Annotated in this window: 12 protein-coding genes; 3 read left to right on the top strand and 9 right to left on the bottom strand. The window is 59.7% G+C overall.

All coding sequences use genetic code 11. The features are described 5' to 3' along the window. Nucleotide 1: 1 nt before the first annotated feature. Nucleotides 2-1582 (bottom strand): peptide ABC transporter substrate-binding protein, encoded by a 1581-nt coding sequence (locus RLCC275e_RS15945; protein ID WP_033180130.1) that lies wholly within the window; start codon nt 1580-1582, stop codon nt 2-4. Between the two features lie 285 nt (nt 1583-1867). On the opposite strand from RLCC275e_RS15945, the gene bglA reads away from it, so the two are divergent. Further along, nucleotides 1868-3514: a beta-galactosidase BglA gene (gene bglA / locus RLCC275e_RS15940; RefSeq protein ID WP_033180131.1), complete on the top strand. Its 1647-nt coding sequence runs from the start codon at nt 1868-1870 to the stop codon at nt 3512-3514. Nucleotides 3515-3585: 71 nt separating this feature from the next. Here the strand turns inward: bglA and ade are convergent, their stop codons facing one another. Then, nucleotides 3586-5283, bottom strand: coding sequence for an adenine deaminase (ade, locus tag RLCC275e_RS15935; protein WP_033180132.1), 1698 nt, complete (start codon nt 5281-5283; stop codon nt 3586-3588). A gap of 150 nt (nt 5284-5433) precedes the next feature. Here ade and RLCC275e_RS15930 point away from each other — a divergent pair, with 150 nt between their 5' ends. Then, nucleotides 5434-5724, top strand: a complete 291-nt coding sequence (locus RLCC275e_RS15930) for a hypothetical protein (RefSeq protein WP_012758511.1) — start codon at nt 5434-5436, stop codon at nt 5722-5724. A gap of 72 nt (nt 5725-5796) precedes the next feature. On the opposite strand, the gene RLCC275e_RS15925 is transcribed toward RLCC275e_RS15930, so the two are convergent. Further along, complete coding sequence (locus RLCC275e_RS15925; protein ID WP_033180133.1) at nt 5797-6900, bottom strand: branched-chain amino acid ABC transporter substrate-binding protein; 1104 nt, start codon at nt 6898-6900, stop codon at nt 5797-5799. A 491-nt stretch (nt 6901-7391) separates the two neighbouring features. Here RLCC275e_RS15925 and RLCC275e_RS15920 point away from each other — a divergent pair, with 491 nt between their 5' ends. Then, on the top strand, nt 7392-8306 hold the full coding sequence (locus RLCC275e_RS15920) for an HD-GYP domain-containing protein (RefSeq protein ID WP_033180134.1): 915 nt from the start codon (nt 7392-7394) through the stop codon (nt 8304-8306). A gap of 130 nt (nt 8307-8436) precedes the next feature. On the opposite strand, the gene RLCC275e_RS15915 is transcribed toward RLCC275e_RS15920, so the two are convergent. From RLCC275e_RS15915 to RLCC275e_RS34295, 6 genes are all read right to left on the bottom strand, one after another. Next, nucleotides 8437-9072, bottom strand: coding sequence for a nucleoside triphosphate hydrolase (locus tag RLCC275e_RS15915; protein WP_033180135.1), 636 nt, complete (start codon nt 9070-9072; stop codon nt 8437-8439). Between the two features lie 11 nt (nt 9073-9083). Beyond that, the gene (locus tag RLCC275e_RS15910; RefSeq protein WP_033180136.1) at nt 9084-9848 is read right to left on the bottom strand and encodes a glutamine amidotransferase; all 765 of its coding nucleotides are present in this window, start codon (nt 9846-9848) and stop codon (nt 9084-9086) included. A 67-nt stretch (nt 9849-9915) separates the two neighbouring features. Beyond that, nucleotides 9916-10920 (bottom strand): rhamnose ABC transporter substrate-binding protein, encoded by a 1005-nt coding sequence (locus tag RLCC275e_RS15905; protein ID WP_033180137.1) that lies wholly within the window; start codon nt 10918-10920, stop codon nt 9916-9918. A 51-nt stretch (nt 10921-10971) separates the two neighbouring features. Beyond that, nucleotides 10972-11982, bottom strand: coding sequence for an ABC transporter permease (locus RLCC275e_RS15900; protein ID WP_130707835.1), 1011 nt, complete (start codon nt 11980-11982; stop codon nt 10972-10974). Then, nucleotides 11982-14567 (bottom strand): ATP-binding cassette domain-containing protein, encoded by a 2586-nt coding sequence (locus tag RLCC275e_RS15895; protein WP_050516793.1) that lies wholly within the window; start codon nt 14565-14567, stop codon nt 11982-11984. Before RLCC275e_RS15895 ends, RLCC275e_RS15900 begins: the two co-directional genes overlap by 1 nt. A 208-nt stretch (nt 14568-14775) precedes the next feature. Further along, nucleotides 14776-15126, bottom strand: coding sequence for a hypothetical protein (locus RLCC275e_RS34295; protein ID WP_245485044.1), 351 nt, complete (start codon nt 15124-15126; stop codon nt 14776-14778). Nucleotides 15127-15135: the final 9 nt, after the last annotated feature.

The following is a 15135-nucleotide window of genomic DNA, read 5'->3' as shown; positions in this document are numbered from 1 at the left end:
CTTACTCTTTCATCGACAGCCAGCGGGTGCGGTGGATGTCCTGGATGTTGTCGACGAAGCCTTCGATCTTCGGCGAAACGACGTTCTTCGAGACATAGTAGTAGATCGGCAGGGCGGCGGATTCATCCAGCGCCAACTGTTCGGCCTTCTTGAAGATCGCGGCACGCTTGGCGAGATCCGTCTCGGCGTTGCCTTCCTTGATCATCTTGTCGTACTCGGGATTGGACCAGCGGCCGTAGTTCATCTGCACACCTGTCACCAGGAGGTTCAGGAAGTTGTCCGGATCGTTATAGTCGGCGAGCCAGCCGGCGCGGCCGATTTCGACCTGACCACGCTGCATCTGGTCGTAATGCACCTTGGTTTCGGCATTGACGAGCTCGACATCGACGCCGAGCGGCTTCCACATGGAAGCGATGGCAACGGCGATACGCTTGTGGTTGTCGTTGGTGTTATAGCTGAGTACAGCGTGCAGCGGCTTTTCCGGGCCGAAGCCGGCTTCGGCCAGAAGCTTCTTGGCTTCAGCGACCTTCTCGCTATAGGGCAGGTCCTTCCAGCTGACGTAGGCGGGCTCGCCGTAATTCGCCGTGCCCGGCGGAACCCAGGAATAGGCCGGCAGTTCGCCGGTGCCGAGGATCTGCGGGCCGATGACTTCACGGTTGATCGCCATGGAGAGAGCCTGGCGGACGCGCTTGTCGCTGAAGGGCGGCTTCTGCGAGTTGACGACGTAATAATAGAGGCCGGAGAAGGGGGCGACATGCGCTTGGCCCGGCAGGTTCTTCTTCATCCACTCGTATTGGTCGGTCGGAAAGTCGGTGAGGATATCGAATTCGCCGGCGCGGTAACGCTTCAGCGCGGCTTCCTGATCCTCAAGCACGAAGAACTTCGCACCGTCGATCTTCAGGTCCTTGGTGTCATACCACTGGTCGTTCTTGACAGTCGTGACATGGGAACCCGGAACCCACTCGACCGGCTTGTAAGGGCCGTTGGTGACGATGTTGCCGATCTTGACCCAATCCTGACCCTTCGCCTCGACGACATGCTTCGGCAGCGGATAGGCGGTGTAATGCATCAAGGCATTGAGGAAATAAGGGGTCGAGTTTTCAAGGGTGATTTCGAGCGTCTTGTCGTCGATCGCCTTGACGCCGAGCTGGTTGAGATCGGTGATCTCACCCTTGTTGATCTTTTCCGCGTTCTTGATGGTGAACTGCAGATAGGCATAGTCGGCGGCATTCTTCGGGTCGACGAGGCGCTGGAAGGCGAAGACGAAGTCTCCTGCCGTTACCGGCTGGCCATCGGACCACTTGATGCCGTCGCGAAGCTTGAAGGTGTAGACCTTGCCATCAGGCGAAATGGTCCAGCTTTCGGCCTGGCCGGGGATCGGATTATCCTTGGCGTCCTCGGTGACGAGGCCTTCGAAAATGTCGCCGGCGATACGATTTTCCCAGTCCCCGGAAAGCTTCTGCGGATCGAGCGACTGCGGGTCGCCACCATTGTGAATGTTGAGCGTGGCCGCGTGGGCCGAAAACGCCAGCAATGTGCCAAGCATCGCAGAGGCGAGAAATTTTTTCGCGAAATGGTTCATGGTGGGTCCACCTTTCTAGGCTTTTCGCCTTTATTAGACATTTGTTCCCGGTGTTTGACCTCTTACGTGCAGGTCAGCGCGCACATTATCGCAAAGGCTTTGCGTTGCAACCCCAAATCCGGAGCGTGGAAACGGGTTGTGGACAAGTCCATATACGTCTCCCCCTTGTCGGATCGCGACGATGTGCCGCGACATCAGCCACGCTCTCATAACGGCTTCACATGGTTGTCTTTTGTTTCGTCCGCTTTAGTGTGGCGAGCGCAAACGAGGCAGGAGATGTAGCCGATGGCATTGCAGGCAGGCGGGAGTGCGGACTGGTGGCGCGGCGCGGTGATCTATCAGGTCTATCCGCGCTCGTTTCAGGACACCAACAGCGACGGTCTCGGCGATCTCAGGGGAATCACCCGCCGGCTGCCGCATATAGCCAGCCTCGGCGTCGACGCGATCTGGCTCTCGCCCTTCTTCAAGTCGCCGATGGCCGACATGGGCTACGACGTTTCCGATTATTGCGACGTCGATCCGATCTTCGGGACGCTCGCCGATTTCGACGAGATGATGGCCGAAGCGCACAGGCTCGGAATCAAGGTCGTCATCGACCAGGTGATCTCGCACACCTCCGACCGGCATCCCTGGTTCGTCGAGAGCCGATCGAGCCGGACCAATCCCAAGGCGGATTGGTATGTCTGGGCCGATCCGAAGCCTGACGGTACAGCGCCGAACAACTGGCTGTCGATCTTCGGCGGGCCGGGCTGGGAGTGGGATGGCGTGCGCCGGCAATATTACCAGCACAATTTCCTGACCTCGCAGCCGGACCTGAACTTCCACAGCAAAGCCGTGCAGGATGCGGTCCTCGAGACGGTGAAGTTCTGGCTCGACCGCGGCGTCGACGGCTTCCGCCTGGACACGGTCAACTATTATTTCTGCGACAAGCTGCTCAGGAGCAATCCGCCGCACGAGCCTGATGAGAATGACGCGGGCCTCGATGCGCCCGACAGCAATCCCTACGGCATGCAGAACCACCTCTACGACAAGACGCAGCCGGAAAATGTCGATTTCCTCAAGCGCTTCCGGGCGCTGCTCGATCAGTACGAGGATCGCACGACCGTCGGCGAAGTCGGCGATGGCGCGCGTTCGCTGAAGACGGTTGGCGCCTATACGAGTGGCGGCGACAAGCTGCACATGTGCTACACATTCGATCTGCTCGGGCCGGATTTCACCGCCGAGCATATTCGCGGCTGCGTCGAGGCCTTCCAGAAGGCAGTCACGGACGGCTGGGTCTGCTGGGCTTTTTCCAACCACGACGTCATGCGCCATGTCAGCCGTTTCGCGCGGTCGGAGGAAGAACGGCCAGTCATCGCCAAGCTGGCAATCTCTGTGCTTGCGGCGCTACGTGGCTCGATCTGCCTCTACCAGGGCGAGGAACTCGGCCTGCCCGAGGCCGAGCTCGCCTTCGAGGATCTGCGCGACCCCTACGGCATCCGCTTCTGGCCGGCCTTCAAGGGCCGCGACGGCTGCCGCACGCCGATGCCCTGGGAAGCCGGCAAGGCGCATGCGGGCTTCACATCCGCGGAAAAGAGCTGGCTGCCGGTGCCTTATGAGCAGGCAGCACTTTCCGTCGATACGCAGGAGGCGAGCGACAGCTCGGTGCTGCACCACTACCGCAAGACGCTCGCATTCCGGAGGCGCCATCCGGCGCTGATCGACGGCGAGATGAGCTTCATCGGCACCAATCAGGACCTACTCGCCTTCACCCGCGAAAAGGACGGAGAAAAACTGCTCTTCGTTTTCAACCTGACGCGCAAACCGGCGGAATTCCGCCTGCCCGATGACATGGTGATCGAGGAAACGCTTGAGATGCCGGGCTTCGGGGCGGTGGCTGGCGCGGGATCGGTGAAGCTTGCCGCGCTCGACGGGTTTTGCGCGCGGATTTGACGTTCGACTGCTGTATCTCTGAAGTCGACGGTCAAAGGCTGCCCCACTGGGGAGTCGGCCGTGAAATTGCATCACCCGATGAGCGCGAACTTGTCCACATCCACCATGCCGCGGTCGGATATCTTCAGGTGCGGGATGACCGGCAGCGGCAGGAAAGCGAGCTGAAGGAAGGGTTCTTCCAGCGTGGCGCCGAGCGCGAAGGCGGCCTTGCGCAGATGGTGGAGGATGTCGCGAACCGTCTCGTAGGGCTCTAGGCTCATAAGACCAGCGATGGGCAGGGCGATTTCGCCGGTGACCTTACCGTCTTCGACGACGACGAAGCCGCCCTTGATCTCGCCGAGGCGGTTTGCGGCGCAGGCCATGTCGTCCTCGCTGACGCCGACCACGCAGATATTGTGGCTGTCATGGCCGACGGTCGAGGCGATCGCACCCTTCTTCAGGCCGAAGCCCTGGACGAAGCCGTTGGCATGGTTGCCGTTCTTGCCGTGGCGCTCGATGACGGCGACCTTGATGATATCGTTGGCAAGATCGACGGTCGTCTCGTTGCCCCTGACGGGCAGGCGGTAGCGGCGATGCTCGGTGATGATCTTGCCCGGCATGACGCCGATGACAGGTGTTTCGCCCTCGGCGACCGGGACGCCGAAATGGGCGGCGTTGACGGGCCTTGCCTTGACGCTGTCGAGGCCGATCGGGGCAACCGGTCTGCGCGAGGAAAACAGTGCATCGGTGACGCGGCGGCCGGCGGAGAAGATCATGTCGGCGCGGCAGTTTTCCAGGCTGTCGAGAACCACCAGATCGGCCCGCCAGCCCGGCGCGACCAGGCCGCGGTCCCTGAGGCCGAAGGCGCGGGCGGCCGAAATCGAGGCGGCGCGGTAGATCGCCAGGGGCTCGACGCCGCTCGCGATCGCTGTGCGGATCATATGATCAAGATGGCCCTGTTCGGCGATATCGAGCGGATTGCGGTCGTCGGTGCAAAGCGCGAGGAAGGGTGAAAGCCGCTCGGTGATAATGGGTATCAGCGCAGCGAGATCCTTGGATACCGAACCCTCGCGCACGAGGATATGCATGCCCTTGCGGATCTTTTCCAGCGCTTCGGCGGAGGTCGTGCATTCGTGCTCGGTGCGGATGCCGGCTGCGAGGTAACCGTTGAGGTCGTTGCCTGAGAGCAGCGGCGCGTGACCGTCGATATGGCCGCCCTGGAAGGCGTCGAGCTTGGCCATGCAGACGGGATCCTTGTGGATGACGCCGGGGAAATTCATGAATTCGGCAAGGCCGATGACCTTCGGATGGTGGCGGTAGGGCAGGAGGCTTTCGATCGGCAGGTCGGCGCCGGAGGTTTCGAGATGTGTCGCCGGAACGCAGGAGGAGAGCTGGACGCGGATGTCCATGATCGTCTCCAGCGCGGATTCGAGAAAGAATTCGATGCCGGCGGTTCCGAGGACATTGGCGATTTCGTGCGGATCGCAGATGGCGGTCGTCACACCGTAGGGCAGAACGCAGCGATCGAATTCATGCGGGGTCACCAGCGAAGATTCGATATGCAGATGCGTGTCGATGAAGCCGGGAACGACGATCCTGCCCGAGATGTCGATCTCGGTCTCGCCCTCATAATTGCCTGAGGTGCCGACGATGCGATCGGCGCCGATGGCAATGTCCGACTGGACGAGTTCGCCGGTGACGAGATCGAAGAAACGGCCGCCCTTCAGCACGATATCGGCCGGCATACGGCCAACGCCCTGATCGATGAGACGTTCGAGCTTCGTGGTCATGGATTGCTACCTCGTCGATTGTTTTTCTGCCGCTGATGCCGAACGGATGCTGGAAACATTTGGATTGTATTTCCCGCTGCTTTTGCCTCGGTGGCAGCAGTGCTAGTGAAGCGAGAATACAGATGTCGTTTTCCAACTCAAGGTCATGATATGAAAGCAATTATTTCGGCGGCCTGCGCAGCAGTTTTTCTGTTGAGCGGCTGTGTGAACAACTCTGCGGTACTCACGACCGACAAGCACGGGAAGGTCAGTCAGATCATTCTCAAAAAATCGACCGGAAGTGTCGCTTCCGATGAAAATCTTAAGCGCGTCGTGGTCGCCAGTTTCTACGCGCGGATTTCAAATCCAACACCCAATCGGACGTATGTTCAACCGATGGTACTTATCGAACACCCGACAGTGGAAAGCTATCTGCGTGAGGATAAGAGGACGCGGGATTGACCGGCAGCCCATCTCTCAAAATACAAATCGGGCGCCGTGAGGCGCTCGATCCTGTTTCTCTGTATCCGTCAATTACTCGGCGGCGACGATCTTGCCGGCTTCCCATTTGTAGAGCGAGAAGCTCTGCGAGGTCAGGTCGCCGGTTTCGCCGTAGGTGATCTTGCCGATGGCGGTCGGGATTTCTTCGCCGCCCTTCAACGCGGCCGCGACGGCTTCCGCATCTTCGGCGCTGCCGGCCTTCTCGATGCCGGCTTTCAGCACTTCGACGGCGGCATAGGCGTTCAGCGTGAAGGCCTCCGCCGGGATGTTCTTGGCGGCGAGCGCATCGGCTGCGGCTTTGGAATCCGGGCTCTTGGTGGCGTCCGAAGCGTTGGTGAAGATGGTGCCTGCTACCGCATCCGTGCCGATTGCCCAGAATTCGGTGTTGGAGAGTCCGTCGCCGCCGATGATCGTCGCGTTGGCGGCGAGGTCATGCAGCTGGCGGGCCAGCAGGCCGCCTTCCGGGTGGTAGCCGCCGAAATAGACCACGTCGACCTTCTCGGACTTGATGCGGGTGGTAAGCGCGCTGAAATCCTTGTCACCAGGCGTGATCGCGTCATTGACGACTTCGGTGATGCCGCCGGCGTTCAGCGTCGCCTTGAAGGCGTCGGCGAGGCCTTTGCCGTAGGCGCCCTTGTCGTTGACGATGGCGACGCGCTTGTCCTTGAAATTCTTCAGCACATATTTGGCGGCGACTTCGGCCTGCTGGTCGTCGCGGCCGCAGGTGCGCAGCACATTGGTGAGACCGCGCTTGGTCAGGTCAGGGGCCGTCGCGGTCGGGGTGACCATCAGCACGCCGTTTTCAGCAAGCACGTCCGAAACGGGGATGGCGACGCCCGATGTCACCGGGCCAACGACGAAGCGGATGCCGTCGCCGACGACCTTGTTGGCGGCGGAAACGCCCTGTTTCGGTTCGCCGGCATCGTCGGCCAGTTCGAGGACGACCTTCTCGCCGAGAATTCCGCCCTTCTTGTTGATTTCGTCGACGGCGGTCTGCGCACCATTCTTCACCTGGTCGCCATAGGCGGCGACGGGGCCGGTGAGCGGCGCGATCAGGCCGATGGTGATATCGGCATAGGCAAGCGGCGCAAAGGCGAGTGACGCGACGAGGGTCGCCGTCAATGTCTTGAGGGTCATTGTCTGTCTCCTTGGATGGGGGTCATTCGACCCGCGATGAGGTGCCGCGCCGGCTTTTCCGGATCGTTCAACGGCCCCCAGGCCATGCCAAGGACGATCGATATCGGCGCGATCAAAGCGCCCTCCGACCATATTTGGCTCGAATGGGCGCAACGGCAAGATTTCTAGGAATTTTGGTGGGATTCCGCAAGTTGATAACAAAATGAAACGAAAATCGAGCCGATCCGGCACGAAATCGTCCCGGAATCGTCGATCCTGGCGCCGTCTGCCGATTTCTAGAGGGTGCGGTACCTCGGGGCATCAGCGCGGTTGGCTGATAAACCTGCTGGATTTCGGGGAACCTCCTCGTCTTTCTGAATATTCGAATTCCGTTTTGAGATTAACACTTGATTCTACCAATTAGAGTAGAACCATTGTTCGTGCATATATTGCTGCGATGCAAAAGAGCGGTCGATAATAAACAGAGAGATATTTCGGGAACTGAGATCTGGATGCTCAAGCGTATCGAAGCCAGGCGGGTGCGCAACGGAATGTTTGTGGAGGCGATTGAAGGTGCATGGCAGGATCCCTTTCTGTCCAAGCGAAGATTTCTGTTGCGGCGTGAAGCCGATGCCCTGAAACTTCGGAAGAGCGGTATTGAAGGTGTTATCATCAACACCAGCAGAGGCCTCGACATCGACGGCCTGCCAGGCGGCAATATCGAGATCGACACCCAGGCGGCACGCGAGACCATCCAGAAATCCGTGCAGGTACTGGAAAGTGTTTTCGGCCGGCTCAAGCATGGCGATGGGATCAGCGTCGATCAGGTCGCGCCGGTGATTTCCTCGGTCTCTAAGTCGATGGATGACAATCCCACTGTCTTTCTCAGCGTTACGCGTCTGAAATCCAAGGACGAAGTGACGTTTCTGCATTCCCTTTCGGTGAGTGCGCTGATGATCCTTTTCGGCCGTCATCTCGGACTTGACGAGGCTACGGTGCAGACGCTCGGCACAGCAGGATTGCTGCATGACGTCGGCAAGCTCGAAATTCCGCTTGAGATACTCAACAAGGAAGGGCGCCTTGAAGAGGACGAGATCAAGATGATCCGCGATCATCCCGAAAAGGGGCATGCAATCCTGGCGCGCCAGGAAGGTATGTCGGAGATCGTTCTCGACGTATGCCTCAACCATCATGAGCGTATCGACGGCAAGGGCTATCCTCGCAGGCTTTCCGAGACGCAGGTCAGCTTCCATGCCCGTCTTGCTGCGATTTGCGACGTCTATGACGCCGTGACCTCCGTGCGGCCGTACAAGGCGCCATGGAGCGCGAGCCAAGCACTGAAGTGGATGCTTGGCAGCGAAGGGCAATTCGATCGACGGCTGCTGAAGAAATTCGCCCTCTGCCTTTCCGTCGCCGCCGTGAGCTAAAAAGTGGGGACTCTTAGAATTCCCAAATGAGTGTTGTTGTGAGTCAAGAGCTGTCTTTTAACGGAATAACCTGACAAGTGTGTGGGCTTGGATTTTGTGTTGAAACCTAGAGAGCAGATATGACACGGTGTCAGCTGACAAGGCCGTGCGCAACGAGGAAATCAGCCGACCGACTGCCATTTTTGACAAGGTCAAGGTTGATCAAGTCATTTTTATCGACCTTCGCGTTGGCTTCCGCAGGGTCCAGTCCCAGATCCAGCCAGCGCTTTATCAGACGTTCACGCAAAACCTTGCGTTCCGCATCAATCATCACCGTGATATCAAAATTCAATGCATTCCATGGCGGTTGATCAAGCAGCAGATAATTGCCCTCGACAATCACCGTGCGCGCAGAGCGGGAAATGAGCCGGGCGCCAGCCCTTGCGATCTCAAGGCTCCTGTCGAACACCGGCACAGCTATTTCGGGCTCCGCATTTTCCCGGAGACGGCCGATCATATGTGCGAACCCCGCAACATCGAACGTCTCCGGTGCGCCTTTGCGTGGCCGCAGACCACGGGGCACAAGTACCATGTCGTCAAGGTGATATCCGTCCATCGGCAAGACGGCGGCGCTATCGGCTGCGCGAGCGTTGAGCTCAGCGCCGAGTTTCTCTGCAAAGGTGGATTTGCCGGATCCCGGTGGCCCAGCGATGGCAACAATGCAACGCCGTTCATCATGCCGATGGGCAATACCAGCGATAAGGTCTGCGGCAGAAATCAATTGCATGACAGGATGCCCTAGATTTCCCGCGCGAGCCAACGGATCATGTTGGCCATCAACAGATCGTAGCCGGACCACTGCATGAAATCCTCGGACAGCCAATGAGGACCAATGTCGGTCATCCAGGCGAGCGAGCGCCCCGCGCCATAGTCGCGAACCGACAGCAATGGCATTTGTCCATGACGATGGCCGCAACGGATCAGGGTTTTCGTGTCTGTGCTAGCGCGGGCGGCAACGCGGTTCATACCGAGGACGTAGGGGATCGGTGATGGCACTCGTGCCAGTATCGGATGATCGATTTCATCAACGACAGGGTCCAGGCCTTCCGGCGCTTCCATTCCATCAGGGCCTGGAAAGCACTCGATCGGTAGGCATTCCTCGACATCAGTGCCACGAAACATGGCAAGACCATCGATACCTTGAAAGCTGCAATATCCGCCCGCCATCATCAGCGCGCCGCCTCTCTCCACCCATTCCCTTAGAAGCGCGAGGCGGTTCACGGAGCGTCGGCCAGCTCTCGTCTGAGGGGTATAGAGGAGCGACAGCGCACCCACGTCGGAAAGAACGACCGTCGAATAGGGGGCGAGTGCCTCTATCGTCGTCGGGAATTGGCTTTCGCAACGCTCGCCACCGATCTGGACGACCGCGATATCATGCGCCGCGAGGCCCTTGATGTAGCGCTCGGCACCGTTGGAATAGCGTGACGAAGCCCCAACCTCATAGCCTTTAGCGGCAAAGGATGTGACGTGAAACGTCTCGCCGGCGAGCAACACTGGCTTCATGGTGGCCTCCCGATATCCATTGGAAACGGGTGGCGCCGTAGCGGCGCCACCCTTCAGGTCGAGGATGTCAGAACTTGAATTCTTCGACGTTTGCCGGCGTCACGATGTCAGCCGGTCCGAGAAGCACTTCGCCCTTGGGGCCGACCTTGTAGGAACCAAGCCTGCCGGCTTCGAAGGTCTCTCCCTCCTTGCCCGTCAATTTGCACTGCGCAACGGCCTGGGCCGCATAGTAGGTCAGATAGCCAAGGTCCTTGACGTTCCACCAGATATCCTGGACCGAGCCGTTCTGGATGTATTTCTTGATGAGGGTCGCCGGCGCCAGACCGGTCAGCTTGACCTTGCCGAGAAGACCCGCCTGGTCCATTGCACGGGCAGCCGCGGGCAAGCCGATGCCGGCCGGAATGATGATGCCCTTGAGGTTCGGAAATGCCTGTGCCAGGGCCAGGGCCTGCTGCTGGTTGACTTGCTCGCTCTCCTGGCCATAGGCGACCTGAACGAGCTTCATCTTGGCGAATTTCTTGTCACCCGCCATCGTCTTCTTCATGAAGTCGATCCAAGCATTCTGGTTGGTTGCCGTCGGCGTCGAGGACAGGATCGCAAACTCGCCGTCGTAGTTGATCATCTGCCCCATCGATTCCAGCATCATTTCGGCCAGGCTGTCGCCGGCCGCCTGGTTGAGGAAGACGGAACGGGCGGCCGTCGATACGTCGGAATCATAGGATACGACCTTTACACCCTGCTTGGCTGCGCGGCGCAAAGCGGGGGCCACGGCATTGGCGTCATTGGCGGATATCGCGATGACGCCCACTTTCTGAGAAACCAGATTGTTGATGAAATCGATCTGCGCCTCAGCGGTTGCCTGCGACGGAGCCTGCTTGATCGCCTTGCCGCCGATCTCCTTTGCGGCCTCTTCCGCGCCTGTTTGTGCGACCTGGAAATAGGGGTCGGTGTCCAGCTTCGGCAGGAAGCCGACCGTGACCGGCTCCTTGGCGCATTCCTGCGCGTTTGCCGCCGCGATGCTTGCGATCAAGCTACCCGCGACAAGTAGAGTTTTGATAAGATGCGATGTCATGTCGGTTCCTCCTCAAGATATCCGGTTCGGTGAAGCAGGCTAGCCCCGGAACTACTTGCCTGTTTTGACTTTGAAATATCGGGTTCGAACGCTGGCGAAGACGCGCTCCGCCGCATTGCTGGCCAGCAGCGAAACGATCAGCAGGAGGCCGATGACCGTTCCCTGCGCGTCGCCGCCAATCTGAAGCAGACCAAGGACGTTGCGAATGGTGGCGACCAGCAACAATGCCCACAGCACGCCGGTCAGCCGGCCACGCCCGCCGAAGACGCTGATCCCGCCCAGAAGCGCGATGGTGATGACGTCGAGTTCGATGCCGACTGCATTGTTGGCGCGGGCATTTGCCAGCCGCGCCGCATAGACCATACCAGCCGCCGCACACACCGCACCTGAGGTGACGAACAGGCCGAACACCGTTCGGGCGAGACGAATGCCGGAATAACGCGCAGCATCAGGGCTGCCGCCGATTGCATAGATGCGCCGGCCGAGCGGCATCTTTTGAAGCGCTATGGCGAAAACCGGGGCAAGCAGCAGAAAGGGAAGGATGGTCTGCGGCACCGGCGATGTGCCGACAGTATCGATACCGAAGTCGAGGAAGCTGTCGGGAAAGTCGTTGATCGAGTCCGAGCCGAGCAGAATATAGGCAATGCCGCGAAACAGAGCCATGGTTCCGAGCGTCACGACGAGAGAGGGAAGACCGAGTTTCGTGACCAGCAGGCCGTTGAAGCCGCCGCAAATTCCGCCGGCGACAAGCGTTACCGGAATGGCCAGAAGGAGTGGCGCGCCCTGCTGGATGAGCAGTCCGAAGATCACGCTGGTCAGCGCCAATATGCTGCCGACGGACAGGTCGATTTCGCGCGCAATGATCAGCAGGACCATCGGCAACACGATGAGCGCCCGCTCCGAAATGCCGGCGACAGCCTGCGAGATGTTGAAGACGGAAGCGAAGTTCGGCACGCCCAAGAGAGCGTAGGCGACGACGGCGATCGTCAGCGCCGCCAGGAAATTGTCCCAGTTGGCAAAGCGGGTGACGAAGTCGGGATTACGCTCGGAATTTGCGTTCATCAATGTGCTCCCTTGCGCTTGCCGGCGGCGCGGCGGGCGACGAGCGAGTCGATGCCGATGGCGGCAAGAATGACGAGGCCATAGACCCCTTGCAGCCATAGAGGATCGACACGCACAAGTGTCAGCCCATTGTTGATGATCAGCAGCATCAGGGCGCCGGCGGCGACGCCGAGCACGGTGCCGGAGCCGCCGCGGACGGCAATGCCCCCGACGACGACAGCCGCAATCACGGTCAGCTCGAAACCGTAGGCAACGCGTGCATCGACCGTGGCATAGCGCGAAGCCCAGAGCGCACCGTCGAACCCGGCCAGAAGCCCGGCTGCCGAAAACGCCATCAGGATGCGCGCCCGCGAGGGAATGCCGATGAGGCTCGCTCCGCCTGGATTGGAACCGATGGCAAACAGTTCCCTGCCGATCGAGGTGTTGCGGAGGATATAGGCAACGACGAGCAATGTGGCGATGGCGATCAGGAGGACCGCCGGAACCCCGAAAATATTGGCCGCCGTCATATCCAGCCAGGCCTGCGGTACCTGGTCGGCGCTCACCTGCGTTCCACCTGCCCAAAGGCTGTTGATGCCCCGAAAGATGGACATGGTGCCAAGCGTGACGACGATGGCCGGCACGCGGCCGTAGGTGACGATGAGCCCATTCAGGAAGCCTGCGGCGAGCCCGATCACACAAGCCAGGGCGACACCACCCATGACGCCGATCTCGGGATGCAGATGGATCGTCGAGGCCGCTCCATAGGCTGCAAGACCAATGATCGCGGCCACGGAAAGATCGATGCTGCGGGTGATCACAACAAGCATCTGGGCGACGGCGACGATCATCAGCAGGCCGGCATCCATTGCGAGGGCAGATAGATTTGCGCCGCTCAGCATGCGTATGTTCAATATGGAAATTGGAATGACGACAGCCGCAATGGCCGCAAACAGCCCCAATTCCCGGCGGGCCAGAACCCGCCGCCACGTGCCCTGCGCCGCTCTTTCCGGGATCTCAGATTTTTCGTCTTGATGCGGGACCGGCTTGGCAATGATCTCGCCGTCCACCTTTCTGACGATCGAATCGGTCGCAGCGCCGATTACCTTTTCCTGCGTGGCCTCGTCGTGGGGGAATTCAGCCGTGACCGAGCCTTCCCTCAGCACGATCATCCGGTCGGCCATGCCAAGAAGCTCCGGCAGCTCGGATGAGATCAGGATGATCGCCATGCCTTTGCCGGCGAGATCGGTCATCATCGCATGCACATCGGCCTTGGTCTGAACGTCGATGCCTTGTGTCGGCTCGTCGAGGATAAGGATGCGGGGATTGGTCGCCAGCCATTTTGCCAGAACGACTTTTTGCTGGTTGCCGCCGGACAGCGCGCCGACCGGCTGATCAAAGGATTTGAACCGCAGCCGAAGACGGTCGAGAAACGGCTTTGCAATGCCGATTTCCTTCTCCCGCGACATCAACCCGCCGCGGGTCGCCTTGTCGAGCACGGTCAACGACGCGTTGTTCAGAATAGGGAAGTCCATGACCAGGCTCTGCCCGATCCGGTCTTCGGAAACATAAGCGATGCCATTGTCCATTGCATCTTTCGGAGAGGCGAAGCGCATTACCTTGCCATCGATGGTAATCGTTCCGGCAGTCGGCTGATCGATCCCGAACAGCACCCGGGCGATCTCGGTACGGCCGCTGCCGACCAATCCGCCGAACCCCAGGATCTCGCCCGCTCTCAACTGAAACGATACGTCCTTGAACGAGCCGTCGCAGGACAGTCCCTGGACATCTAGAACCACGTCGCCGGGGGAGGCAGTGTTGCGAGGATAGAGCCCATCCAGGGGACGCCCGACCATCATTTGAACGGCACGTTCTCGCGACAGATCAGCCGCGACTTCCGTTCCGACATGTCGCCCGTCGCGCAGGACGGCGATACGATCGGCGACGCGATAAATCTCGTCCATACGGTGGCCGACGAACATCATCGCCACCCCTTGGAGCCGGAGATTGTCGACGACCGTAAACAGCCGCTCCACCTCTCTTTGCGACAAGGCTGCGGTCGGTTCGTCCATGATCAGAACGCGCGCGTCGAGCGAAAGCGCACGGGCAATTTCGACCAGTTGTTGCTCGGACGTCCGCAGCCGACCCAAAGGCGCCGTGACATCCACATCGAGGCCGACGAGCGTCAGGAGGCGCGCGGCTTCCTTGCGCATAAACAGGTGGTCCAGTTTCCAGCGCAACCCGGTCTGCCCGATGAAGAGATTTTCGGCGATGCTGAGATCGGGAAAGAGACCGGGATGCTGATGCATCACCGCGACGCCGGCATGCTGTGCTTCGAGCGGCGACGCAAATGTGACGGCCTTGCCCAGAATAGAGACCTGGCCGCCATCTGGGCGATGCACGCCGGCGAGCAGCTTGACGCAGGTGCTTTTGCCCGCACCATTCTCCCCAAGCAGTGCAAGCACTTCGCCTGCACGCAGTTGAATGGATACATCTGCTACGGCGACGGTGCCGCCAAAAACCTTCGTGACGCTGTCGAGCGACGCAACGACCTGGCCGGTCTCCATCGTTGGCGCGGCCGTTTGCCGGCTTGAAATATCAAGCATCCCGAGCATCCGAACTAACCGGAATCGCTAACCCTGCACAGCACGTCATCTGTCTGGTGCCTCCTCAAACCCAAGAGCGTATCTCTCGCCCAACTGCCATCGGGTATTTATTAAAGCAGTTTACTATAATAATGCTTGAATGTCGTCAAGCCTCGTTTTAATGATTATCTGGGGAGACACTTTTTGCTTCCTGCGCAACGAGTTGCGTTCATTCAGCGGTCGCGCTAGGTGTGGCGCACCGGCATAAGCTTAAAGCAAAGTGCTTTTGACTATGGGTTTTCAACGGTGGAATCGGATGGCAGGAAAAGGCAGCAATTCCGTCCAGCTCCGTCATTACAACGAGCGCGTTGTTCTGGATGCCGTGCGGCGTTTCGGCCAGGCGTCGAAGGCGGAGATCGCGAGGTTCGCACATCTGACGCCACCAGCTGTTGCGGCGATAGTCGAGGCTCTTGTCGCTGGCGGCTACCTGGTCGAAAACGGCAAGCGTTTCGGCGGCAAGGGCCAGCCGTCTGCCATGTACGGACTTGCCAGCAGCGGGGCCTATTCGATCGGCTTTCATATCGGCCGC

This window comes from Rhizobium brockwellii, from assembly GCF_000769405.2.
Taxonomy (GTDB): Bacteria; Pseudomonadota; Alphaproteobacteria; order Rhizobiales; family Rhizobiaceae; genus Rhizobium; species Rhizobium brockwellii.
This window is presented reverse-complemented; position numbering and strand designations above follow the sequence as displayed.